This window comes from Streptomyces sp. M92 (assembly GCF_028473745.1).
Classification (GTDB): domain Bacteria; phylum Actinomycetota; class Actinomycetes; order Streptomycetales; family Streptomycetaceae; genus Streptomyces.
Genome location: NZ_CP101137.1, coordinates 6,919,584 through 6,942,856, shown reverse-complemented (window position 1 = coordinate 6,942,856; position 23,273 = coordinate 6,919,584). Strand labels below are relative to the sequence as shown.

21 protein-coding genes are annotated in these 23,273 nt (G+C 71.9%); 19 read left to right on the top strand and 2 right to left on the bottom strand.

Annotated features, from left to right (window positions below; genetic code table 11):
• The first annotated feature begins 39 nt into the window (after nucleotides 1–39).
• Together efp and nusB are read left to right on the top strand one after the other, a co-directional pair.
• Nucleotides 40–606, top strand: a complete 567-nt coding sequence (gene efp / locus M6G08_RS32015) for an elongation factor P (RefSeq protein WP_073730805.1) — start codon at nucleotides 40–42, stop codon at nucleotides 604–606.
• A gap of 2 nt (nucleotides 607–608) precedes the next feature.
• On the top strand, nucleotides 609–1,040 hold the full coding sequence (gene nusB, locus M6G08_RS32010) for a transcription antitermination factor NusB (protein ID WP_272590630.1): 432 nt from the start codon (nucleotides 609–611) through the stop codon (nucleotides 1,038–1,040).
• A 199-nt stretch (nucleotides 1,041–1,239) separates the two neighbouring features.
• On the opposite strand, the gene bldD is transcribed toward nusB, so the two are convergent.
• Nucleotides 1,240–1,743 carry a transcriptional regulator BldD gene (gene bldD / locus M6G08_RS32005; RefSeq protein WP_019325075.1) on the bottom strand — a complete coding sequence of 168 codons (504 nt, stop codon included), beginning with the start codon at nucleotides 1,741–1,743 and terminating at the stop codon, nucleotides 1,240–1,242.
• A gap of 299 nt (nucleotides 1,744–2,042) precedes the next feature.
• Here bldD and pyrR point away from each other — a divergent pair, with 299 nt between their 5' ends.
• From pyrR to M6G08_RS31935, 14 genes are all read left to right on the top strand, one after another.
• Nucleotides 2,043–2,636 carry a bifunctional pyr operon transcriptional regulator/uracil phosphoribosyltransferase PyrR gene (gene pyrR, locus M6G08_RS32000; RefSeq protein WP_272590629.1) on the top strand — a complete coding sequence of 198 codons (594 nt, stop codon included), beginning with the start codon at nucleotides 2,043–2,045 and terminating at the stop codon, nucleotides 2,634–2,636.
• Between the two features lie 115 nt (nucleotides 2,637–2,751).
• The gene (locus M6G08_RS31995; RefSeq protein WP_272590628.1) at nucleotides 2,752–3,732 is read left to right on the top strand and encodes an aspartate carbamoyltransferase catalytic subunit; all 981 of its coding nucleotides are present in this window, start codon (nucleotides 2,752–2,754) and stop codon (nucleotides 3,730–3,732) included.
• A 4-nt stretch (nucleotides 3,733–3,736) separates the two neighbouring features.
• A complete protein-coding gene (locus M6G08_RS31990) occupies nucleotides 3,737–5,023 on the top strand; it encodes a dihydroorotase (protein WP_272590627.1) in 1,287 nt (428 codons plus the stop codon).
• Nucleotides 5,020–5,595 carry a PH-like domain-containing protein gene (locus M6G08_RS31985; protein WP_272590626.1) on the top strand — a complete coding sequence of 192 codons (576 nt, stop codon included), beginning with the start codon at nucleotides 5,020–5,022 and terminating at the stop codon, nucleotides 5,593–5,595. Before M6G08_RS31990 ends, M6G08_RS31985 begins: the two co-directional genes overlap by 4 nt.
• Nucleotides 5,592–6,734: a glutamine-hydrolyzing carbamoyl-phosphate synthase small subunit gene (gene carA / locus M6G08_RS31980; protein ID WP_272590625.1), complete on the top strand. Its 1,143-nt coding sequence runs from the start codon at nucleotides 5,592–5,594 to the stop codon at nucleotides 6,732–6,734. Before M6G08_RS31985 ends, carA begins: the two co-directional genes overlap by 4 nt.
• Nucleotides 6,727–10,035: a carbamoyl-phosphate synthase large subunit gene (gene carB / locus M6G08_RS31975; protein WP_272590624.1), complete on the top strand. Its 3,309-nt coding sequence runs from the start codon at nucleotides 6,727–6,729 to the stop codon at nucleotides 10,033–10,035. The genes carA and carB overlap by 8 nt, the downstream gene beginning before the upstream one ends.
• A gap of 65 nt (nucleotides 10,036–10,100) precedes the next feature.
• The gene (locus tag M6G08_RS31970) at nucleotides 10,101–11,207 is read left to right on the top strand and encodes a quinone-dependent dihydroorotate dehydrogenase (protein ID WP_272591490.1); all 1,107 of its coding nucleotides are present in this window, start codon (nucleotides 10,101–10,103) and stop codon (nucleotides 11,205–11,207) included.
• Nucleotides 11,204–12,052, top strand: a complete 849-nt coding sequence (pyrF, locus tag M6G08_RS31965) for an orotidine-5'-phosphate decarboxylase (RefSeq protein WP_272590623.1) — start codon at nucleotides 11,204–11,206, stop codon at nucleotides 12,050–12,052. The genes M6G08_RS31970 and pyrF overlap by 4 nt, the downstream gene beginning before the upstream one ends.
• 232 nt (nucleotides 12,053–12,284) lie before the next feature.
• Nucleotides 12,285–12,608: an integration host factor gene (locus M6G08_RS31960; RefSeq protein ID WP_003977346.1), complete on the top strand. Its 324-nt coding sequence runs from the start codon at nucleotides 12,285–12,287 to the stop codon at nucleotides 12,606–12,608.
• A 49-nt stretch (nucleotides 12,609–12,657) separates the two neighbouring features.
• Nucleotides 12,658–13,251, top strand: coding sequence for a guanylate kinase (gene gmk, locus M6G08_RS31955; protein ID WP_272590622.1), 594 nt, complete (start codon nucleotides 12,658–12,660; stop codon nucleotides 13,249–13,251).
• A gap of 62 nt (nucleotides 13,252–13,313) precedes the next feature.
• Complete coding sequence (gene rpoZ, locus M6G08_RS31950) at nucleotides 13,314–13,586, top strand: DNA-directed RNA polymerase subunit omega (RefSeq protein ID WP_003977348.1); 273 nt, start codon at nucleotides 13,314–13,316, stop codon at nucleotides 13,584–13,586.
• Nucleotides 13,587–13,729: 143 nt separating this feature from the next.
• A complete protein-coding gene (gene coaBC / locus M6G08_RS31945; protein ID WP_272590621.1) occupies nucleotides 13,730–14,932 on the top strand; it encodes a bifunctional phosphopantothenoylcysteine decarboxylase/phosphopantothenate--cysteine ligase CoaBC in 1,203 nt (400 codons plus the stop codon).
• A 240-nt stretch (nucleotides 14,933–15,172) separates the two neighbouring features.
• Entirely contained in the window at nucleotides 15,173–16,381 is a 1,209-nt protein-coding gene (metK, locus tag M6G08_RS31940) for a methionine adenosyltransferase (RefSeq protein ID WP_272590620.1), read from the top strand.
• Nucleotides 16,382–16,762: 381 nt separating this feature from the next.
• Nucleotides 16,763–18,913: a primosomal protein N' gene (locus tag M6G08_RS31935; RefSeq protein ID WP_272590619.1), complete on the top strand. Its 2,151-nt coding sequence runs from the start codon at nucleotides 16,763–16,765 to the stop codon at nucleotides 18,911–18,913.
• 83 nt (nucleotides 18,914–18,996) lie between these two features.
• Here M6G08_RS31935 and M6G08_RS31930 read toward each other — a convergent pair whose 3' ends face one another.
• Complete coding sequence (locus M6G08_RS31930; protein WP_272590618.1) at nucleotides 18,997–19,548, bottom strand: hypothetical protein; 552 nt, start codon at nucleotides 19,546–19,548, stop codon at nucleotides 18,997–18,999.
• A 330-nt stretch (nucleotides 19,549–19,878) separates the two neighbouring features.
• Here M6G08_RS31930 and fmt point away from each other — a divergent pair, with 330 nt between their 5' ends.
• From fmt to rpe, 3 genes are all read left to right on the top strand, one after another.
• Nucleotides 19,879–20,811, top strand: coding sequence for a methionyl-tRNA formyltransferase (gene fmt, locus M6G08_RS31925; protein ID WP_272590617.1), 933 nt, complete (start codon nucleotides 19,879–19,881; stop codon nucleotides 20,809–20,811).
• A gap of 80 nt (nucleotides 20,812–20,891) precedes the next feature.
• On the top strand, nucleotides 20,892–22,310 hold the full coding sequence (locus tag M6G08_RS31920; RefSeq protein WP_272590615.1) for an RsmB/NOP family class I SAM-dependent RNA methyltransferase: 1,419 nt from the start codon (nucleotides 20,892–20,894) through the stop codon (nucleotides 22,308–22,310).
• A gap of 273 nt (nucleotides 22,311–22,583) precedes the next feature.
• Complete coding sequence (gene rpe / locus M6G08_RS31915) at nucleotides 22,584–23,270, top strand: ribulose-phosphate 3-epimerase (protein WP_073730787.1); 687 nt, start codon at nucleotides 22,584–22,586, stop codon at nucleotides 23,268–23,270.
• Nucleotides 23,271–23,273: the final 3 nt, after the last annotated feature.

Here is a 23,273-nt window from a genome sequence, read left to right as displayed (position 1 = left end):
GGTCGTCCACGTCAGTCCAGTCCAGGAGATTCCGCAACCGTGGCTTCCACGAACGACCTCAAGAACGGCATGGTGCTCAAGCTCGAAGGCGGCCAGCTCTGGTCCGTCGTCGAGTTCCAGCACGTCAAGCCCGGCAAGGGCCCGGCCTTCGTGCGCACCAAGCTCAAGAACGTGCTTTCCGGCAAGGTCGTCGACAAGACCTTCAACGCCGGCGTCAAGGTCGAGACGGCCACTGTCGACAAGCGTGACATGCAGTTCTCGTACATGGACGGCGACTACTTCGTCTTCATGGACATGGAGACCTACGACCAGCTGCACATCGACCGCAAGGTCGTCGGCGACGCCGCCAACTTCCTGATCGAGGGCTTCGAGGCCACCGTCGCGCAGCACGAGGGCGAGGTGCTCTTCGTCGAGCTGCCGGCCGCCGTCGAGCTGGTCATCCAGGAGACCGAGCCGGGCGTCCAGGGCGACCGCTCCACCGGCGGCACCAAGCCCGCCACCCTGGAGACCGGTCACCAGATCAACGTCCCGCTCTTCATCACCACCGGTGAGAAGATCAAGGTCGACACCCGCGACAGCAGCTACCTCGGCCGGGTGAACAGCTAACCGTGGCTGCCCGCAACACGGCCCGCAAGCGCGCCTTCCAGATCCTCTTCGAGGGCGATCAGCGCGGCGCCGACGTCCTGACGGTCCTCGCCGACTGGGTCCGGCACTCCCGGTCCGACACCCGGCAGCCGCCGGTGAGCGAGTACACGATGGAGCTGGTCGAGGGCTACGCCGCGCGCGCCGAGCGCGTCGACGAGCTCATCGCCCAGTACTCGGTCGGCTGGACGCTCGACCGGATGCCGGTCGTCGACCGCAACATCCTGCGCCTGGGCGCGTACGAGCTGATCTGGGTCGACGAGACCCCGGACGCCGTCGTCCTGGACGAGATGGTGCAGCTGGCGAAGGAGTTCTCCACGGACGAGTCGCCAGCGTTCGTCAACGGCCTGCTCGGCCGGCTGAAGGACCTCAAGCCTTCGCTGCGTCGCGACGAATAGCTCCGCAGGTTTCGCGGGGCGCCGCGCCGTAGGGGTGCGGGGGAGAACGGCCGCGGATCGGTCCGTGGCTGGTCGCGCAGTTCCCCCCGCCCCTCGGGGGCGCTGAGCCCCAAGGCGTGACAAAGCCGCCGGGGTGGCGAGGACCGAACGCTTGGTCCTCGCCACCCCGGCGGCACGTTTCTGCTGAGGCTGCTGCGGCTCAGATGTCCTCGTGGGACGCCACCGCGCGGCGCGCGTCCGCGTCCAGGACGCCCCAGCTGATCAGCTGCTCGGTCAGGACCGAGGGCGACTGGTCGTAGATGACGGCGAGCGTGCGCAGGTCGTCCTGGCGGATCGAGAGCACCTTGCCGTTGTAGTCACCGCGCTGCGACTGGATCGTGGCCGCGTAGCGCTGGAGCGGGCCCGCCTTCTCGGCCGGCACCGTGGCCAGCCGCTCCAGGTCCAGGACCAGCTTCGGCGGGGGCTCGGCGGCACCGCCCGGAGTGGTGCCCGGGAGCAGCTCCTGCACGGGAACGCCGTAGAAATCCGCCAGCTCGGCGAGGCGCTGCACGGTCACGGCGCGGTCGCCGCGCTCGTACGAACCGACCACCACGGCCTTCCAGCGGCCCTGGGACTTCTCCTCGACACCGTGGAGGGAAAGGCCCTGCTGGGTGCGGATGGCCCGGAGCTTGGCCCCGAGCTGTTTGGCGTATTCGCTGGACATATGGCTCCCCGGACAAGGTGTCGACGCGGTCCGCACTGGTGCGCGCCCGCGCGGCTGGTAACTCACTGTGAGGTTACGCAGCGTTACTCTTCTGCGTCAAGCCGAATGGTCCGCACCGACTCTTCCGTGGTATTCGCCGCCCGTTGCTCCGAACGGGTGGTGCCGGGGTGTCGTAGGGGTGACGCGCGAGTGTCCTGGGGGTCGCAGGGGCGGGTCTGTGAGCCTGGTACCGTAGACGGCGCACATCCCGACGTCCTTTAAGGTCCGTCCCGTGAGGCGGAGAAGGAGGTCCGTTTCGTATGGACAAGCAGCAGGACGCGCCTTCGGGCGCGCAATCCGATGCGCGGCCCGTTCTCGAAGGCCCCGACATCGCCCGGGTCCTGACCCGCATCGCCCACGAGATCGTCGAACGCGCCAAGGGCGCCGACGACGTGGTCCTCCTCGGCATCCCGACCCGCGGCGTCTTCCTCGCCCGGCGGCTCGCCGACAAGCTGGAGCAGATCACCGAGCGCAAGGTGCCGGTCGGCTCGCTCGACATCACCATGTACCGCGACGACCTGCGCATGCACCCGCCCCGCGCCCTGGCCCGCACCGAGATCCCCGGTGACGGCATCGACGGCCGCCTGGTCGTCCTCGTCGACGACGTGCTCTTCTCCGGCCGCACCATCCGCGCCGCCCTCGACGCGCTGAACGACATCGGCCGCCCGCGCGCTGTGCAGCTCGCCGTCCTCGTCGACCGCGGCCACCGCGAACTGCCCATCCGCGCCGACTACGTCGGCAAGAACCTCCCGACGTCGCTGCGGGAGACGGTCAAGGTCCAGCTCGCCGAGGAGGACGGTCGCGACACCGTGCTGCTCGGTGCCAAGCCGGCCGCCCCGGGCGCCCACCCGTAGCACCCGCGCGTACGCGCCCACCCGCGCCGTACGCCCGCTCGGTGTGCCCGCACGCACGCCCGGCCGCCCGAATTATCCCGCTCTTGAGCATGAATCGCCCTACGGAGCCTGACAGATGCAGCGTCATCTCATCTCGGCCGCCGACCTCACCCGCGACGACGCCGTCCTGATCCTCGACACCGCCGAGGAGATGGCCCGGGTCGCCGACCGGCCGATCAAGAAACTGCCGACCCTGCGCGGCCGGACCGTCGTCAACCTCTTCTTCGAGGACTCGACCAGGACCCGGATCTCCTTCGAGGCCGCCGAGAAGCGCCTGTCGGCGGACGTCATCAACTTCACCGCCAAGGGTTCCAGCGTCTCCAAGGGCGAGTCCCTCAAGGACACCGCCCAGACCCTGGAGGCCATGGGCGTCGACGCCGTCGTCATCCGGCACGGCGCCTCCGGCGCCCCCTACCGCCTGGCCACCTCCGGCTGGATCGACGCCCACGTCATCAACGCCGGCGACGGCACCCACCAGCACCCCACCCAGGCCCTGCTGGACGCCTTCACCATGCGCCGCCGCCTGGTCGGCCCCGACGCCGGCCTCGGCAAGGACCTCGACGGCCGCCGCGTCACCCTGGTCGGCGACATCCTGCACAGCCGCGTCGCCCGCTCCAACGTCGACCTGCTGCACACCCTCGGCGCCGAGGTCACCCTCGTCGCCCCGCCCACCCTGCTGCCCGTCGGCGTCGAGACCTGGCCCTGCGAGGTCTCCTACGACCTCGACTCCACCCTGACCAAGTCCGACGCGGTGATGCTGCTGCGCGTGCAGCGCGAGCGCATGAACGCCGCCTTCTTCCCCACCGAGCGCGAGTACTCGCGCCGCTACGGCCTCGACGGCGAGCGCATGGCGAAGATGCCCGACCACGCCATCGTGATGCACCCCGGCCCGATGGTCCGCGGCATGGAGATCACCGCCGAGGTCGCCGACTCCGACCGCTGCACCGTCGTCGAGCAGGTCACCAACGGCGTCTCCGTCCGGATGGCCGTCCTCTACCTGCTGCTCGGCGGAGCCGAGCCCGCCGTCACCCACGCCCGTCCCACCGAGGAGAAGTAAGAACATGAGCAAGATCCTGATCCGCGGTGCGAAGGTGCTCGGCGGCGAGCCGCAGGACGTGCTGATCGACGGCACCGTCATCGAGGCGGTCGGCCAGAACCTGTCCGCCGAGGGCGCCGAGGTGATCGAGGCCGGCGGCAAGGTGCTGCTGCCGGGCCTGGTCGACCTCCACACCCACCTGCGCGAACCCGGCCGCGAGGACTCCGAGACCGTCCTGACCGGCACCCGCGCGGCGGCGACCGGCGGCTACACCAACGTGTTCGCCATGGCCAACACCTTCCCGGTCGCCGACACCGCCGGCGTCGTCGAGCAGGTCTGGCGGCTCGGCAAGGAGTCCGGCTACTGCGACGTGCAGCCCATCGGCGCCGTCACCGTCGGCCTGGAGGGCGCCAAGCTCGCCGAACTGGGCGCCATGCACGAGTCCGCGGCCGGCGTCACCGTCTTCTCCGACGACGGCAAGTGCGTCCACGACGCCGTGATCATGCGCCGCGCCCTGGAGTACGTGAAGGCCTTCGGCGGCGTCGTCGCCCAGCACGCCCAGGAGCCCCGGCTGACCGAGGGCGCCCAGATGAACGAGGGCGTCGTCTCCGCCGAGCTGGGCCTCGGCGGCTGGCCCGCCGTCGCCGAGGAGTCGGTCATCGCGCGGGACGTGCTGCTCGCCGAGCACGTCGGCTCCCGCGTCCACATCTGCCACCTGTCGACCGCGGGCAGCGTCGAGATCGTCCGCTGGGCCAAGTCCCGGGGCATCGACGTCACCGCCGAGGTCACCCCGCACCACCTGCTCCTCACCGACGAGCTGGTCCGGTCGTACAACCCGGTCTACAAGGTCAACCCACCGCTGCGCACCGAGCGTGACGTCCTGGCCCTGCGCGAGGCGCTCGCCGACGGCACGATCGACATCGTCGCCACCGACCACGCCCCGCACCCGCACGAGGACAAGGACTGCGAGTGGGCCGCCGCCGCCATGGGCATGGTGGGCCTGGAGACCGCGCTGTCGGTGGTGCAGGAGACCATGGTGGACACGGGCCTGCTGGACTGGGCCGGCGTCGCCGACCGCATGTCCTTCAAGCCCGCGCAGATCGGACAGGCCACGGGCCACGGCCGTCCCGTCTCGGCTGGTGAGCCCGCCAACCTCACCCTCGTCGACACGGAATACCGTGGCCGGGTGGACCCCGCGGGCTTCGCCTCGCGCAGCCGCAACACCCCGTACGAGGGGCGTGAGCTGCCGGGCCGTGTGACGCACACGTGGCTGCGGGGCAAGGCCACGCTCGTCGACGGGAAGCTCACGTGACATCTGTAGCACCGGTAATCCTGCTGGCCGCCGAGAAGGAATCGGCGGAAGTGACCGACTGGGCCGCCCGGATCGGCTGGGTGGTCGGCCTCGGCCTGTTCGTCGCGCTCGTCTACTGGCTGATGCGCGAGGGCTGGAAGTGGCGCGGCACCCTCCAGGGCGACCTCCCGGAGCTGCCCAGCGCGCCGGACGCCCCCGGCCCGGCGAGACTGACCCTGAGCGGCCGCTACCACGGCTCCACCACCGCCGGGCAGTGGCTGGACCGCATCGTGGCGCACGGCCTGGGCACCCGCAGCCGGGTCGAGCTCACCCTGACGGACGCGGGCCTGGACGTCGTACGCCCCGGCGCGGACGACTTCTTCGTCCCCGTCGCCGCGCTGCGCGAGGCCCGGCTCGACAAGGGCATCGCCGGCAAGGTGCTCACCGAGGGCGGCCTGCTGGTCGTCACCTGGGAGCACGGCGACAAGCTGATCGACTCCGGCTTCCGCTCCGACCACGCGGCCGAGCACAACGAGTGGGTCGAAACCCTGAACGACATGATCAACAAGACGGAAACGGAAGGCGCACGATGACGACCTCCACCCGGGGAGCCGGCAAGGCTCCCGCCGTACTCGTCCTGGAGGACGGCCGGATCTTCCGCGGCCGCGCCTACGGGGCCGTGGGGGCCACGTTCGGTGAGGCCGTGTTCTCCACCGGCATGACCGGCTACCAGGAGACCCTCACCGACCCGTCGTACCACCGCCAGGTCGTCGTGATGACCGCCCCGCACATCGGGAACACCGGCGTCAACGACGAGGACATGGAGTCCAAGAGGATCTGGGTCTCCGGCTACGTCGTCCGCGACCCCGCGCGCGTGCCCTCCAGCTGGCGCTCCCGCCGCACGCTGGACGACGAACTGGCCGCCCAGGGCGTCGTCGGCATCTCCGGCATCGACACCCGGGCGCTGACCCGCCACCTGCGCGAGCGCGGCGCCATGCGCGTCGGCATCTTCAGCGGCGACGCCGTCCAGGACGACGCCGCGCTGCTGGCCCGCGTCCAGGAAGCCCCCGAGATGACCGGCGCCGACCTCTCCGCCGAGGTCGCCACCACCGAGGCGTACGTCGTCCCGGCGATCGGCGAGAAGAAGTTCACCGTCGCCGCCGTCGACCTCGGCATCAAGGGCATGACCCCGCACCGGATGGCCGAGCGCGGCATCGAGGTGCACGTCCTGCCGGCCACCGCGACCGTCGAGGACGTCTACGCCGTCGACCCGGACGGTGTCTTCTTCTCCAACGGCCCGGGCGACCCGTCCACCGCCGACCACCCGGTCTCCGTGATGCAGGGCGTCCTGGAGCGCGGTACCCCGCTCTTCGGCATCTGCTTCGGCAACCAGATCCTGGGCCGCGCCCTCGGCTTCGGCACCTTCAAGCTGAAGTACGGCCACCGCGGCATCAACCAGCCCGTGCAGGACCGTACGACCGGCAAGGTCGAGGTCACCGCGCACAACCACGGATTCGCCGTCGACGCCCCGCTCGACAAGGTCTCCGACACCCCCTACGGCCGCGCCGAGGTCTCCCACGTCTGCCTCAACGACAACGTGGTGGAGGGCCTCCAGCTCCTCGACAAGCCGGCCTTCAGCGTCCAGTACCACCCCGAAGCGGCAGCGGGCCCGCACGACGCCGCCTACCTGTTCGACCGCTTCGTTTCCCTGATGGAGGGCCAGCGTGCCTAAGCGCACCGATATCCAGTCCGTCCTGGTCATCGGCTCCGGCCCGATCGTCATCGGCCAGGCCGCCGAGTTCGACTACTCCGGCACCCAGGCGTGCCGGGTCCTGAAGTCCGAGGGCCTTCGGGTCATCCTCGTGAACTCCAACCCGGCGACGATCATGACCGACCCGGAGATCGCCGACGCCACCTACGTCGAGCCGATCACCCCCGAGTTCGTCGAGAAGATCATCGCCAAGGAGCGCCCCGACGCCCTGCTGCCCACCCTGGGCGGCCAGACGGCGCTCAACACCGCGATCTCGCTGCACGGCAACGGCGTCCTGGAGAGGTACGGCGTCGAGCTGATCGGCGCCAATGTGGAGGCCATCAACAAGGGCGAGGACCGCGACCTGTTCAAGGAGGTCGTCGAGGAGGTCCGCAAGAAGATCGGCCACGGCGAGTCCGCCCGGTCCTACATCTGCCACTCCATGGACGACGTCCTCAAGGGCGTCGAGGAGCTCGGCGGCTACCCGGTCGTCGTCCGCCCCTCCTTCACCATGGGCGGCGCCGGCTCCGGCTTCGCGCACGACGAGGAGGAGCTGCGCCGCATCGCCGGGCAGGGCCTCACCCTCTCGCCGACCACCGAGGTGCTCCTGGAGGAGTCCATCCTCGGCTGGAAGGAGTACGAGCTGGAGCTGATGCGCGACAAGAACGACAACGTCGTGGTCGTCTGCTCCATCGAGAACTTCGACCCCATGGGCGTCCACACCGGCGACTCGATCACCGTGGCGCCCGCGATGACGCTGACCGACCGCGAGTACCAGGTGCTGCGCGACGTCGGCATCGCGATCATCCGCGAGGTGGGCGTCGACACCGGCGGCTGCAACATCCAGTTCGCGGTGAACCCCGTCGACGGCCGGGTCATCGTCATCGAGATGAACCCGCGCGTGTCGCGCTCCTCGGCGCTCGCCTCCAAGGCGACCGGCTTCCCGATCGCCAAGATCGCCGCGAAGCTCGCCGTCGGCTACACGCTGGACGAGATCCCCAACGACATCACGCAGGAGACCCCGGCCTCCTTCGAGCCCACGCTCGACTACGTGGTCGTCAAGGCCCCGCGGTTCGCCTTCGAGAAGTTCCCCAGCGCCGACTCCACCCTCACGACCACCATGAAGTCGGTCGGCGAGGCCATGGCCATCGGCCGCAACTTCACCGAGGCCTTCCAGAAGGCGCTGCGCTCGCTGGAGAAGAAGGGCAGCCAGTTCACCTTCGTCGGCGAGACGGGCGACAAGAAGGCGCTGCTGGAGGAGGCCGTCCGGCCCACCGACGGCCGCATCAACGCCGTCATGCAGGCCATCCGCGCGGGCGCCACGCCGGAGGAGGTCTTCGAGTACACGAAGATCGACCCCTGGTTCGTCGACCAGCTCTTCCTGATCAAGGAGACGGCCGACGAGCTGGCCGCCGCCCCGGAGCTGACCGCCGACCTGCTCGCCGAGGCCAAGCGGCACGGCTTCTCCGACCACCAGATCGGCGAGATCCGCGGCCTGCGCGAGGACGTCGTCCGCGAGGTGCGGCACGCCCTCGGCATCCGCCCGGTCTACAAGACGGTCGACACCTGCGCCGCCGAGTTCGCCGCGAAGACGCCGTACTTCTACTCCTCCTACGACGAGGAGACCGAGGTGGCGCGCCGCGAGAAGCCGGCCGTCATCATCCTGGGCTCCGGCCCGAACCGCATCGGCCAGGGCATCGAGTTCGACTACTCCTGCGTCCACGCCTCCTTCGCGCTCAGCGACGCCGGGTACGAGACCGTGATGGTCAACTGCAACCCGGAGACCGTCTCCACCGACTACGACACCTCCGACCGGCTGTACTTCGAGCCGCTCACCCTGGAGGACGTCCTGGAGATCGTCCACGCGGAGCAGCAGGCCGGCCCGGTCGCCGGCGTCGTCGTCCAGCTCGGCGGCCAGACCCCGCTGGGCCTGTCCCAGGCGCTCAAGGACAACGGCGTGCCGATCGTGGGCACCTCGCCCGAGGCCATCCACGCCGCCGAGGACCGCGGCGCCTTCGGCCAGGTCCTGGCGCAGGCCGGGCTGCCGGCCCCCAAGCACGGCACCGCCACCACCTTCGCCGAGGCCAAGGCCATCGCCGACGAGATCGGCTACCCGGTCCTGGTGCGGCCCTCCTACGTCCTCGGCGGACGCGGCATGGAGATCGTCTACGACGAGACCCGGCTGGAGGCGTACATCGCCGAGTCGACCGAGATCAGCCCCTCCCGGCCGGTCCTGGTCGACCGCTTCCTCGACGACGCGATCGAGATCGACGTCGACGCCCTGTACGACGGCGAGGAGCTGTACCTCGGCGGCGTCATGGAGCACATCGAGGAGGCCGGCATCCACTCCGGCGACTCGGCGTGCGCCCTGCCCCCGATCACGCTCGGCGGCTTCGACATCAAGCGGCTGCGCGCCTCCACCGAGGGCATCGCCGCGGGCGTCGGCGTGCGCGGCCTGATCAACATCCAGTTCGCGCTGGCCGGGGACATCCTGTACGTCCTGGAGGCCAACCCGCGCGCCTCGCGCACCGTGCCCTTCACCTCGAAGGCGACCGCGGTGCCGCTGGCCAAGGCCGCCGCGCGCATCTCGCTGGGCGCGACCATCGCCGAACTGCGCGCCGAGGGCCTGCTCCCGGCGGGCGGCGACGGCGGTACGCTCCCCATGGACGCGCCGATCTCCGTCAAGGAGGCCGTGATGCCGTGGTCCCGCTTCCGGGACATCCACGGCCGCGGCGTCGACACGGTGCTCGGCCCGGAGATGCGCTCCACCGGCGAGGTCATGGGCATCGACTCCGTCTTCGGCACGGCGTACGCCAAGTCGCAGGCCGGTGCCTACGGCCCGCTGCCCACCAAGGGACGGGCGTTCATCTCGGTCGCCAACCGCGACAAGCGCTCGATGATCTTCCCGGCCCGTGAGCTGGTCGCCCACGGCTTCGAGCTGCTCGCCACCTCCGGCACCGCCGAGGTCCTCAAGCGCAACGGCATCAACGCCACGGTCGTGCGCAAGCAGTCCGAGGGCACCGGGCCGAACGGCGAGAAGACCATCGTCCAGCTCATCCACGACGGCGAGGTCGACCTCATCGTCAACACCCCGTACGGCACCGGCGGCCGCCTCGACGGCTACGACATCCGTACGGCGGCCGTGGCCCGCTCCGTGCCGTGTCTGACGACGGTCCAGGCGCTGGCGGCGGCGGTCCAGGGCATCGACGCCCTCAACCACGGTGACGTCGAAGTGCGCTCACTTCAGGAACACGCGGAATTCCTGACCGCGGCCCGCGACTAGCAGCAGGCCCCGAGGGGGACACCGGAAACGGTGTCCCCCTCTTCATGGGGCTCCATGAGGACACCATGTACAAAATCTTCTTCTCCCTCGTCTTCAAGCGGATGGACCCGGAGCGGGCGCACCACCTCGCCTTCCGCTGGATCCGCCTCGCCGTCCGCGTGCCGGTCCTGCGCACCTTCGTCGCGGCCGTGCTGGCGCCCCGCCACAAGGAGCTGCGCACCGAGGCCCTCGGCCTGCGCATGCACGGCCCCTTCGGGCTGGCCGCCGGCTTCGACAAGAACGCCGTCGCCGTCGACGGCATGGCCATGCTCGGCTTCGACCACGTCGAGATCGGCACCGTGACGGGGGAGCCGCAGCCCGGCAACCCCAAGAAGCGGCTGTTCCGCCTGGTGAGCGACCGCGCGCTGATCAACCGCATGGGCTTCAACAACGACGGCTCCCTGACCGTCGCCGCCCGCCTGGCCTCCCGCACGCCGGTCTTCAGGACGGTCGTCGGCGTCAACATCGGCAAGACCAAGGTCGTCCCGGAGGAGGAGGCCGTCGGCGACTACGTGAAGTCCGCCGAACGCCTCGCCCCGCACGCCGACTACCTGGTCGTCAACGTCTCCTCCCCGAACACGCCCGGCCTGCGCAACCTCCAGGCCACCGAGGCGCTGCGCCCGCTGCTGACCGCCGTGCGCGAGGCGGCCGACCGCGTGGTCACCACCCGGCGCGTCCCCCTCCTGGTGAAGATCGCGCCGGACCTCGCCGACGAGGACGTCGACGCGGTCGCCGACCTGGCGGTGGAGCTGGGGCTGGACGGCATCATCGCCACCAACACCACCATCGCCCGCGAGGGACTCGGCCTGACCTCCTCCCGGGCCCTCGTCCAGGAGACCGGCGGCCTGTCCGGCGCCCCGCTCAAGGAGCGCTCCCTGGCGGTCCTGCGCCGCCTCTACGCGCGCGTGGGCGACCGGATCACCCTGGTGGGCGTAGGCGGCGTGGAGACCGCCGAGGACGCCTGGCAGCGCATCCTGGCCGGGGCCACGCTGGTCCAGGGCTACAGCGCGTTCATCTACGAGGGCCCCTTCTGGGGCCGGGCCATCCACAAGGGACTCGCCGCGCGTCTGCGGCAGAGCCCGTACGCCACCCTCGCCGACGCGGTCGGCGCCGACGTGAGGAAGCCCCGATGACCGGTACGAACGAGCCGTTCGGTGCGCGCCTGCGCCGTGCCATGGACGAACGCGGGCCGCTGTGCGTGGGCATCGACCCGCACGCCTCCCTGCTCGCCGAGTGGGGCCTGAACGACGACGTGGCGGGGCTGGAGCGCTTCAGCCGCACCGTCGTGGAGGCCGTGGCCGACCGGGTGGCCGTCCTCAAGCCGCAGAGCGCCTTCTTCGAGCGCTTCGGCTCGCGGGGTGTCGCGGTCCTGGAGAAGTCGGTCGAGGAGGCACGGGCGGCCGGCGCGCTGGTCGTCATGGACGCCAAGCGCGGTGACATCGGCTCCACCATGGCCGCGTACGCCGAGTCCTTCCTGCGCGAGGACGCGCCGCTGTTCTCGGACGCGCTGACCGTCTCGCCGTACCTCGGCTACGGCTCCCTGAAGCCCGCCGTCGACCTGGCGCGCGAGAGCGGCGCGGGGCTGTTCGTGCTGGCACTCACCTCCAACCCCGAGGGTGGCGAGGTCCAGCACGCGGTGCGGGCCGACGGGCGGAGCGTCGGGGCGACGATGCTGGCGCACCTGGCCGCCGAGAACGCGGGTGAGGCGCCCCTGGGCTCCTTCGGTGCGGTGGTCGGCGCCACACTCGGCGACCTGTCGTCGTACGACCTGGACGTCAACGGCCCGCTCCTCGCGCCGGGCATCGGTGCCCAGGGCGCGACGCCGGCCGACCTGCCGGAGGTGTTCGGAGCGGCGGTGCGCAATGTCGTGCCGAACGTCAGCCGGGGTGTCCTTCGTCACGGTCCCGACGCGACCGCGCTGCGGAACGCGGCGGACCGCTTCGCCGACGAGGTCAGGACCGCGGTGGCGGCCGCCTAGGCTTCCAGACCTTGGATGCATCCTCAAATCAGAGGCGATATGTCTGAAATGTCTGGCCTGACAGAGGCTGACCAGGACTTTTCCGCCGTTCTCGCTGACTCTGGCGGACTTGACCGCTAGTCTCCGTCGAGAGTCAACGGGCAAGCGTGTTGCTCGCGACTCCCCAGGTGTGGGGCGACTAGGTTCCTCACCGGTCCGTATCCGACAGTTCGACATCCGAGGTGACGTAGGCGTGGCTCTTCCGCCCCTTACCCCTGAACAGCGCGCAGCCGCGCTCGAAAAGGCCGCCGCGGCTCGCCGGGAGCGGGCCGAGGTCAAGAATCGACTCAAGCACTCCGGCGCCTCCCTCCACGAGGTCATCAAGCAGGGCCAGGAGAACGACGTCATCGGCAAGATGAAGGTCTCCGCCCTGCTCGAGTCCCTGCCGGGCGTGGGCAAGGTCCGCGCCAAGCAGATCATGGAGCGGCTCGGCATCTCCGAGAGCCGTCGCGTGCGCGGCCTCGGTTCCAACCAGATCGCCTCCCTGGAGCGCGAGTTCGGCAGCACCGGCAGCTGAGTCAGAAGCTGAGTCCGGACCACTGCGGAACAACTGGAATAATCGCCGCATGGCTGCAACATCCCGGGGGACGACCCCCGTACCCCCGGAATCACGTCCGCGGCTGACCGTGCTCTCCGGCCCCTCGGGGGTCGGCAAGAGCACGGTCGTCGCCCATATGCGCAAGGAACACCCCGAGCTCTGGCTCTCGGTGTCGGCGACGACCCGCAAGCCCCGCCCCGGCGAGCAGCACGGAGTCCACTACTTCTTCGTCACCGACGAGGAGATGGACAAGCTGATCGCCAACGGCGAGCTGCTGGAGTGGGCCGAGTTCGCCGGCAACCGCTACGGCACGCCGCGAGCTGCCGTGCTGGAGCGCCTGGAGGCGGGTGAGCCGGTGCTGCTGGAGATCGACCTCCAGGGTGCGCGGCAGGTCAGGGAGTCCATGCCGGAGGCCCAGCTGGTGTTCCTGGCCCCGCCCTCCTGGGAGGAGCTGGTGCGCAGGCTCACCGGCCGGGGGACCGAGCCCCCGGAGGTCATCGAGCGCCGCCTCGCCGCCGCCCGGATCGAGCTGGCGGCCGAGCCGGAGTTCGACCAGACGCTGGTGAACACCTCCGTCGAGGACGTGGCGCGCGAGCTGCTAGCCTTGACGAACGTCGTGTGATCGTTACTGGTCACCCAGCGGTCGTCCCGACTGAATCTTTCCCATCCATCGGAAGGTAGAGCGTGTCCTCTTCCATCTCCGCGCCCGAGGGCATCATCAACCCGCCGATCGACGAGCTCCTCGAGGCCACGGACTCGAAGTACAGCCTCGTGATCTACGCGGCCAAGCGGGCCCGCCAGATCAACGCGTACTACTCGCAGCTCGGCGAGGGTCTCCTCGAGTACGTCGGTCCGCTCGTCGACACCCACGTCCACGAGAAGCCGCTCTCGATCGCCCTGCGCGAGATCAACGCGGGTCTGCTGACCTCCGAGGCCATCGAAGGCCCGGCGCAGTAATCCAGTGCCACCGTCGCATCGGCGGTAGTATTTTCAGCCTGAAGCTGACTTATCCACAGGCCCGGCAGCCCGACTGTCGGGCCTGTGGTGTGTGATGGGTCGTACGCGCTGCCCGAGCGCGTCATCCGAGCCGGGGAGAGACGGTGGACAAGCCCAAGGTCGTTCTGGGGGTCAGCGGCGGAATCGCCGCGTACAAGGCCTGTGAGCTGCTGCGCAGACTCACGGAGTCGGGGCACGAGGTCCGCGTCGTCCCCACCGCCTCCGCGCTGCACTTCGTCGGCGCCGCCACCTGGTCGGCCCTGTCCGGCAACCCGGTGTCGACCGAGGTGTGGGACGACGTCCACCAGGTCCCGCACGTCCGCATCGGCCAGCACGCCGACCTCGTCGTCGTCGCCCCGGCCACCGCCGACATGCTCGCCAGGGCCGCCCACGGTCTCGCCGACGACCTCCTCACCAACACCCTGCTCACCGCCCGCTGCCCCGTCGTGTTCGCCCCCGCCATGCACACCGAGATGTGGGAGCACCCGGCCACCCAGGAGAACGTGGCGACGCTCCGCCGCCGGGGCGCCGTCGTCATCGAGCCGGCCGTCGGCCGGCTCACCGGCGTCGACACCGGCAAGGGACGGCTGCCCGACCCGGGCGAGATCTTCGAGGTCTGCCGCCGGGTCCTCGCCCGCGGCGTGCGCGCACCGGACCTCGCCGGACGGCGCGTCGTGGTCAGCGCCGGCGGCACCCGCGAGCCCCTCGACCCGGTCCGCTTCCTCGGCAACCGCTCCTCCGGCAAGCAGGGGTACGCCCTGGCCCGCAGCGCCGCCGCGCGAGGCGCCCGCGTCACGCTCGTCGCGGCGAACGCGTCGCTGCCGGACCCGGCCGGTGTGGACGTCGTCCCGGTGGGCACTGCCGTGGAGCTACGCGAGGCCGTGCTGCATGCCGCGGCCGACGCCGACGCCGTCGTCATGGCCGCGGCGGTCGCGGACTTCCGCCCGGCCGCGTACGCCCCCGGGAAGATCAAGAAGAAGGACGACCAGGAGCCCGCACCGATCGCCCTGGTGCGCAATCCGGACATCCTCGCCGAGATCGCGGGCGACCGGGCGCGCCCCGGCCAGGTGATCGTCGGCTTCGCCGCCGAGACCGACGACGTCCTCGCCAACGGACGGGCCAAGCTGAAGCGCAAGGGCTGCGATCTGCTCGTGGTGAACGAGGTGGGGGAGCACAAGACCTTCGGTTCGGAGGAGAACGAGGCGGTCGTCCTCGGTGCCGACGGCAGCGAGACCCCGGTGACACACGGACCGAAGGAAACACTGGCCGAAACCGTATGGGACCTCGTGGCGAAACGGCTCGGCTGAATGACTCATTCACTCCACGGACCCCGCCAACCCCGCGTATTCGAGCGTGGCGCCCCTGGCCAAGGGCGCTCCGTTCTGGGCAGAATGCCCGTGCCGCAGGTCACAGCCCTTCCGACAGCCGAGACGGGTGGGCCCGCGGCGGAGCGCGACCGATAAACTGTTCTCGGACGTCGCCGGGTGCAGCTCCCCGTGCCGTCCACCAATGATCAGCCAGCAGCCGCTGCAACCCCAGGGAGCGTTGTGTCCCGTCGCCTGTTCACCTCGGAGTCCGTGACCGAAGGTCATCCCGACAAGATCGCTGACCAGATCAGCGACACCATTCTCGACGCGCTTCTGCGTGAGGACCCGACCTCCCGGGTCGCCGTCGAAACCCTGATCACCACCGGACTGGTGCACGTGGCCGGCGAGGTCACCACCAAGGCCTACGCGGACATCGCCAACCTGGTCCGCGGCAAGATCCTGGAGATCGGCTACGACTCCTCGAAGAAGGGCTTCGACGGCGCCTCCTGCGGCGTCTCGGTCTCCATCGGCGCCCAGTCCCCGGACATCGCGCAGGGTGTCGACACCGCGTACGAGAACCGGGTCGAGGGCGACGAGGACGAGCTGGACCGCCAGGGCGCCGGCGACCAGGGCCTGATGTTCGGCTACGCGTCCGACGAGACGCCCACGCTGATGCCGCTCCCGGTCTTCCTGGCGCACCGCCTGTCCAAGCGCCTGTCCGAGGTCCGCAAGAACGGGACCATCCCCTACCTGCGCCCGGACGGCAAGACGCAGGTCACCATCGAGTACGACGGCGACAAGGCCGTCCGCCTCGACACCGTCGTCGTCTCCTCCCAGCACGCCAGTGACATCGACCTGGAGTCGCTGCTCGCGCCCGACATCAAGGAATTCGTCGTCGAGCCCGAGCTCAAGGCGCTGCTGGACGACGGCATCAAGCTCGACACGGAGGACTACCGGCTGCTGGTCAACCCGACCGGCCGCTTCGAGATCGGCGGCCCGATGGGCGACGCCGGCCTCACCGGTCGCAAGATCATCATCGACACCTACGGCGGCATGGCCCGCCACGGCGGCGGTGCCTTCTCCGGCAAGGACCCGTCCAAGGTCGACCGCTCCGCCGCTTACGCGATGCGCTGGGTCGCCAAGAACGTCGTCGCCGCCGGCCTCGCCTCCCGCTGCGAGGTCCAGGTCGCCTACGCGATCGGCAAGGCCGAGCCCGTCGGCCTCTTCGTCGAGACCTTCGGCACCGCCAAGATCGACGCCGAGAAGATCGAGAAGGCGATCGACGAGGTCTTCGACCTCCGCCCGGCCGCCATCATCCGTGACCTCGACCTGCTCCGCCCGATCTACGCCCAGACCGCCGCGTACGGCCACTTCGGCCGTGAGCTGCCCGACTTCACCTGGGAGCGCACGGACCGCGTGGAGGCGCTGCGGCAGGCGGCAGGGCTGTAACCGCACGAGACGCCACCGCCGTCCCCGCCGGACGGCACGTGCCGAGGCCCGGTGTCCCGACGGGGGCGCCGGGCCTCGGCACGTCCGGCGTCCTGCCGCGCCGAGAATGCGTTCGCGTGCCCCCGGCGCGCTCGCCTACGCTGATCACCCTCCCGGTGCGCAGGCCGCGGGTACATCCAATGGAGCGCGCCCCGTCGCGTGCGGTGAAGTGGGAACACGTGACCGCTGCCGTCTGGATCTCGGGAGGACGGCACGTCACGTCACGTCACGTCAGGTGCGACGTGGCCGGGTGGTCCACGGCCCATTCGGACCGTCGCCGATGAGACGCGGTGTGTACTCGGGCGCCGTCGGTTGTCAGTGGTCTTTGGTAAGAATGCAGGCGTGAGCAGCGAGAACGAAGCGACGGACGCCGGCGCGGGAGACGCGCCGCCCGAGCAGCTCGCGCTCATCCGGGAGAGTGTGCGCCGGGCGAAGGCACCGCGGGCCAAGCCGAGAACCTGGCGCGGAGCGGCCCTCGCCAAGGAGCTGCCCGTCGCCCGGGTCCTCGTCGACAAGGGCGTGCTCCATCTCGACCGCTACTTCGACTACGCGGTGCCCGAGGAGCTCGACGCCGACGCCCAGCCGGGAGTGCGGGTGCGGGTGCGCTTCGGGGCCGGGCGGCACCGGGTGCGGGAGGGGCGGCGCGAGGGGGGCGGACTCGTCGACGGGTTCCTGGTGGAGCGGCTCGCCGAGTCCGACTACTCGGGCCCCCTCGCCGCGCTGGCCCAGGTCGTCTCGCCCGAGCGGGTGCTCGACGGGGAGCTGCTGGGACTCGCGCGGGCGGTCGCGGACCGGTACGCGGGCAGTCTCGCCGACGTCCTGCAGCTTGCCGTGCCGCCCCGCAGCGCGCGCGCCGAGAAGCGGACGTCGCCGGACCCGCTGCCCCCGCCGCCGGTGCCGGAGCCGGGGCCGTGGGCGCGGTACGAGCAGGGGGAGGCGTTCGTGGCGGCCCTCGCCTCGGGGGGCGCGCCGCGCGCAGTGTGGAACGCGTTGCCCGGTCCGCAGTGGGCGGGGGAACTGGCGACGGCCGTCACGGCGACGCTGGCCTCGGGGCGGGGCGCGCTCGTCGTCCTGCCCGACGGACGGGCGGTCGCCCGTGCCGACGCCGCGCTGACCGCCCTGCTGGGCGAGGGACGGCACGCGGTGCTCACCGCCGACGCCGGGCCCGAGAAGCGGTACGCGCAGTGGCTCGCGGTACGCCGGGGGGCGGTGCGGGCCGTGATCGGGACCCGGGCCGCCATGTTCGCGCCGGTGCGGGACCTAGGCCTGGTCGCCCTCTGGGACGACGGCGACGACAGCCACAGTGAGCCGCACGCACCGCAGCCGCACGCGCGCGAGGTGCTGCTGCTGCGCGCCGCCCAGGACCGGTGCGCCTTCCTGCTGGGCGGCTGGGGCTGCACCGTCGAGGCCGCCCAGCTCGTGGAGACCGGCTGGGCCCGGCCCTTGATCGCCGCACGCGAGCAGGTCCGGGTCGCCGCCCCGCTGGTGCGGACTGTGGGGGACCAGGACCTGGCCAGGGACGAGGCCGCCCGCGCCGCCCGGCTGCCGACCCTCGCCTGGCAGGCCGTCAGGGACGGGCTGCGGCGCGGTCCGGTGCTCGTGCAGGTGCCCCGCCGGGGCTACGTCCCCCGGATGGCATGCGCCTCGTGCCGGACACCCGCGCGGTGCCGGCACTGCGCGGGGCCGCTGGAGGGCCAGGAGTCCGGATCCGCGCTGCGGTGCGGCTGGTGCGGGCGCGAGGAGGGGGCCTGGCACTGCCCGGAGTGCGGGGCGTTCCGGCTGCGCGCCCAGGTCGTGGGTGCGCGTCGTACCGCCGAGGAACTGGGGCGCGCCTTCCCGGCCGTGCCCGTGCGCACCTCAGGGCGCGAGCATGTGCTCGACACCGTGTCCGAGGCACCCGCACTGGTGGTGAGCACCCCGGGCGCCGAACCCGTCGCGGAGGGCGGCTACGCGGCGGCGCTGCTGCTCGACGGCTGGGCGATGCTCGGGCGGCCCGATCTGCGCGCCGGTGAGGACGCGCTGCGGCGCTGGCTGGCCGCCGCCGCGCTGGTGCGCCCGCAGGGCGCCGGGGGCACCGTCGTCGCCGTCGCCGAGCCGACCCTGCGGCCGGTGCAGGCGCTGGTGCGCTGGGATCCCGTCGGTCACGCGCTGCGGGAGCTGGCCGAGCGGGCCGAGCTGGGCTTCCCGCCGGTTTCGCGGATGGCGTCCGTGGCCGGGCCCGCGGAGGCGGTGGCCGATTTCCTCGGGGCGGCCGCACTGCCGGGCGAGGCCGAGGTGCTCGGTCCCGTGCCGCTGCCGGTCACGGCCGTGGGGCGTCCGCGCCGCGTGGGCGCGCCGCCACCGGGCGAACACTGGGAGCGCGCGCTGATCCGGGTACCGCCGGGGCGCGGAGCGGCGCTGGCCGGCGCGCTGAAGGCCGCGCAGGCGGCGCGGATGGCGCGGGGGAGTGACACGGCGGTGTGGGTGCGGATCGATCCGCTCGACATCGGCTGAGACCGCCCGCACACGGCCCGGCCCTCCGCCTGCCCGGGGGAGCGGGGAGGCGGAGGGCCGGTGTGAGCCCCGGTGCGTGCGGCTCAGCCGTTGCGCGGGCCGGGGAAGGCCGTGGGCCGGACGTCCTCGCGCAGGGCCGGACTGCCCGCCGTCGGCTGGGTCGGCATCGAACGGGCCGCCGGGACGGTGGGCACGGCGGGCAGACCGGAGCCCACGTTGACCGGGCGGCTGCCGGCCGGCTCCGGTGCGTGCTCGGTGGTCTCGGCGGCGGGTGCCGTCTGGGCGGCGGCACGGCGGGAGCCGTACCGGCGGTGCACCGCCTGCTTGGTGACGCCGAGCGCTGAGCCCACCGCGTCCCACGAGAAGCCGAGCGAGCGGTCGAAGTCCACGGCGGCGGTGACCAGGGTCTCGACACTGTCCCGGAGTTCCTGGGCGAGACGGACCGTCGGGGCGGGGGCGCGTCCGTAGACGACGAAGCCCGTGGAAGGGCCGGAGCGGCGCGGGCGGTAGACGTTGCCCAGCTGGGCGGTGAGGGTGCGCAGTGCGTCCACCTGCCGGCGGACCCGCTCGATGTCCCGCACCAGCAAGTGCAGGCTGGCCCGAGCCTGGGCGTCGTGGGTTGCGTGGTCGGCCATGAACAAGCCTCTCGAACCGGCGTTGAAAGGAATCGGGCCGCGCGGGCGGCCCGGTGGTCAACTCTTCCTTGACCAACGCGTGGGCGCTCCGCTGGTCACGGGGTGGGGGCGTGGAGGCATATGCGTGCGCCTGGTTGTGCGGGATGCGCGCCTCGGCCTTCGGCCATCGGCGTGTTTCTCTCCCGCCCGCGCACCACCCGTTTCCAGTCGGTCGAGAGGCTGAGGTCTGCCGTGGGGGTGCGCCGCCGTCGGCGGCTACCCGTGTTCTTCGGGCTCGTAGACTGGTGCGCTGCCCGCTGTCCGCCCCTGCCCGAGAGGCCCGTCCCACCCATGAAGCTCGTCTTCGCCGGTACCCCCGAGGTCGCCGTTCCCGCCCTGGACGCCCTGATCGCCTCCGGGCGCCACGAGGTGGCCGCCGTCGTCACGCGGCCCGACGCTCCGGCCGGGCGCGGTCGCAGACTGGTCGCCTCTCCCGTGGCCGAGCGGGCCGAGGAGGCCGGGATCGAGGTGCTCAAGCCCGCCAAGCCGCGCGAGCCGGAGTTCCTGGAGCGGCTGCGCGAGATCGCGCCCGACTGCTGCCCCGTCGTGGCCTACGGGGCGCTGCTGCCCCGCGTCGCCCTCGACGTGCCCGCCCGCGGCTGGGTCAACCTGCACTTCTCGCTGCTGCCCGCCTGGCGCGGGGCCGCGCCCGTGCAGCACGCGCTGATGGCGGGCGACGAGATCACCGGCGCGTCCACCTTCCTGATCGAGGAGGGCCTGGACTCCGGCCCGGTCTACGGCACGGTCACCGAGACCGTCCGCCCCACCGACACCAGCGGCGACCTGCTGACCCGGCTCGCCTTCGCCGGTGCCGGGCTGCTGGCGGCCACCATGGACGGCATCGAGGACGGGAGCCTGAAGGCGGTGCCGCAGCCGTCGGAGGGCGTCACCCTGGCCCCGAAGATCACCGTCGAGGACGCCCGGGTCGACTGGTCCGCTCCGGCGCTGCGCGTGGACCGGGTGGTGCGCGGCTGCACCCCCGCCCCCGGCGCCTGGACCACCTTCCGCGGCGAGCGGCTGAAGCTCGTGCAGGCGGTCCCGGCCCCGGACCGGACCGACCTCGCCCCCGGGCGGCTCGCCGCGGGCAAGAACAACGTGTACGTCGGCACCGGCTCGCACGCCGTCGAGCTGCTGTGGGTACAGGCCCAGGGCAAGAAGCCGATGCGGGCCGCCGACTGGGCGCGCGGCGTGCGGATCGCCGAGGGCGAGCTGCTGGGCGGCTGACCTGCGCCTGCGCACCACCGTTCACCGGCCCGGCGTACGCTGGTGAGCGCACTTCACCCCACACCCGGAGCACCTTTTTCGTGAGCGAGCAGCCCCGTCGTCCCCGCAAGCCCGGCAAGCCGTACCGCAGGCCCCAGAAGGACCCCGTCCGCATCCTCGCCTTCGAGGCGCTCAGGGCCGTGGACGAGCGGGACGCGTACGCGAACCTGGTCCTGCCGCCGCTGCTGCGCAAGGCCCGCGAGCAGGGGGACTTCGACGCGCGGGACGCGGCGCTGGCGACCGAGCTGGTGTACGGGACGCTGCGCAGGCAGGGCACGTACGACGCGATCATCGCCGACTGCGTCGACCGGCCGCTGCGGGAGGTCGACCCGCCGGTGCTGGACGTCCTCAGCCTGGGCGTCCACCAGCTGCTCGGCACGCGCATCCCGACTCACGCGGCCGTGTCCGCCTCCGTGGAGCTGGCGCGGGTCGTGCTCGGCGACGGACGGGCCAAGTTCGTCAACGCCGTGCTGCGCAAGGTCGCGCGGGAGGATCTCGACGGGTGGCTGGAGCGGGTCGCCCCGTCCTACGACGAGGACCCCGAGGACCACCTCGCCGTCGTGCACTCGCACCCCCGCTGGGTCGTCTCGGCGCTGTGGGACTCGCTCGGCGGTGGCCGGGCCGGCATGGAGGAGCTGCTGGCCGCGGACAACGAGCGCCCCGAGGTCACCCTGGTCGCCCGCCCCGGCCGGGCCACGCGCGAGGAGCTGCTCGCCGAGGAGGCCGCCGTTCCGGGCCGCTGGTCCCCGTACGCCGTGCGCCTGAGCGAGGGCGGTGAGCCCGGTGCGGTCGAGGCCGTGCGGGAGAACCGGGCCGGCGTCCAGGACGAGGGCAGCCAGCTCGTCGCCCTGGCCCTGGCCAACGCGCCCCTGGACGGTCCGGACCGGCGCTGGCTGGACGGGTGCGCGGGCCCCGGTGGCAAGGCCGCGCTGCTCGGCGCCCTGGCCGCCGAACGCGGTGCCTTCCTCCTCGCCTCCGAGAAGCAGCCGCACCGGGCCGGGCTGGTCGCCAAGGCGTTGGACGGCAACCCGGGTCCGTACCAGGTGATCACCGCCGACGGCACCCGTCCGGCGTGGCGCCCGGGCAGTTTCGACCGGGTCCTGGTCGACGTGCCGTGCACCGGCCTCGGCGCGCTGCGCCGCCGCCCGGAGGCCCGCTGGCGCCGCCGTCCCGAGGACCTGGACGGATTCGCCCCGCTCCAGCGGGCCCTGCTGGGCAGCGCAATCGACGCCGTCCGCGTCGGCGGCGTCGTCGCCTACGCGACCTGCTCGCCCCACCTCGCCGAGACCCGCGCGGTGGTCGCGGACGTCCGCAAACAGCACCCCGACACCGAACTCATCGACGCCCGCCCCCTCCTCCCGGACGTCCCCCACCTCGGCGAGGGCCCCGACATCCAGCTCTGGCCCCACCTCCACGGCACCGACGCGATGTACCTCACCTTGCTCCGCCGCACCGCCTGACCCGCCCCTCCCTCATCCCTCACGCCCACACGGGCACCCCCAGGGGCGCGGGGAACTGCGCGACCAGCCCCCACCCACCCGCACCGGACGAGCATCCCCACCCCGGGGGCCGGGCAGAGCCGGTTCACTCGTCCCTCACGCCCACAAGGACGCTCCCCAGGGGCGCGGGGAACTGCGCGACCAGCCCCCACCCACCCGCACCCGACAACCAAGCCCCCACCCCCCCCGGGACCGATGCCGCTCACCCCCGGAGGGCATGGCAGGCTTGGGGGCATGGCCGCGCAGATCAACCCCAGCATCCTGTCCGCCGACTTCGCCCGCCTCGCGGACGAGGCCAAGGCGGTCGAGGGAGCCGACTGGCTCCACGTCGACGTCATGGACAACCACTTCGTCCCGAACCTCACCCTCGGCGTCCCGATCGTGGAGTCCCTGGCCCGGGCGACGGACACCCCGCTGGACTGCCACCTCATGATCGAGGCCCCCGACCGCTGGGCCCCCCAGTACGTGGAGGCCGGCGCCGGTTCCGTCACCTTCCACGTCGAGGCGGCCACCGCCCCCGTGCGCCTCGCCCGCGAGATCCGGGCCAAGGGCGCCCGCGCCTCCATGGCGCTGCGGCCCGCCACGCCGATCGAGCCGTACGAGGACCTGCTCCCCGAGCTCGACATGCTGCTGATCATGACGGTTGAACCCGGCTTCGGTGGGCAGGCGTTCCTCGACATCATGCTGCCGAAGATCCGCCGCACCCGTGAGCTGATCAAGAAGCATGGTCTGGAGCTGTGGCTCCAGGTCGACGGAGGCGTCTCGGCGTCGACGATCGAGCAGTGCGCCGACGCCGGAGCGGACGTCTTCGTCGCGGGTTCCGCCGTGTACGGGGCGTCCGACCCGGCCGAGGCGGTACGTGCACTGCGCAACCAGGCCGACGCGGCCACCGCCAAGGCGTCCTGGGCGTGCGACCACTGAGGA

Excerpts from the sequence above, each read along its gene's own strand:
- bldD (WP_019325075.1), bottom strand. The coding sequence starts at position 1,743 with ATGTCCAGCGAATACGCCAAACAGCTCGGGGCCAAGCTCCGGGCCATC.
- pyrR (WP_272590629.1), top strand. The coding sequence starts at position 2,043 with ATGGACAAGCAGCAGGACGCGCCTTCGGGCGCGCAATCCGATGCGCGG.
- M6G08_RS31995 (WP_272590628.1), top strand. The coding sequence starts at position 2,752 with ATGCAGCGTCATCTCATCTCGGCCGCCGACCTCACCCGCGACGACGCC.
- M6G08_RS31990 (WP_272590627.1), top strand. The coding sequence starts at position 3,737 with ATGAGCAAGATCCTGATCCGCGGTGCGAAGGTGCTCGGCGGCGAGCCG.
- carA (WP_272590625.1), top strand. The coding sequence starts at position 5,592 with ATGACGACCTCCACCCGGGGAGCCGGCAAGGCTCCCGCCGTACTCGTC.
- M6G08_RS31970 (WP_272591490.1), top strand. The coding sequence starts at position 10,101 with ATGTACAAAATCTTCTTCTCCCTCGTCTTCAAGCGGATGGACCCGGAG.
- pyrF (WP_272590623.1), top strand. The coding sequence starts at position 11,204 with ATGACCGGTACGAACGAGCCGTTCGGTGCGCGCCTGCGCCGTGCCATG.
- gmk (WP_272590622.1), top strand. The coding sequence starts at position 12,658 with ATGGCTGCAACATCCCGGGGGACGACCCCCGTACCCCCGGAATCACGT.
- M6G08_RS31930 (WP_272590618.1), bottom strand. The coding sequence starts at position 19,548 with ATGGCCGACCACGCAACCCACGACGCCCAGGCTCGGGCCAGCCTGCAC.
- fmt (WP_272590617.1), top strand. The coding sequence starts at position 19,879 with ATGAAGCTCGTCTTCGCCGGTACCCCCGAGGTCGCCGTTCCCGCCCTG.
- rpe (WP_073730787.1), top strand. The coding sequence starts at position 22,584 with ATGGCCGCGCAGATCAACCCCAGCATCCTGTCCGCCGACTTCGCCCGC.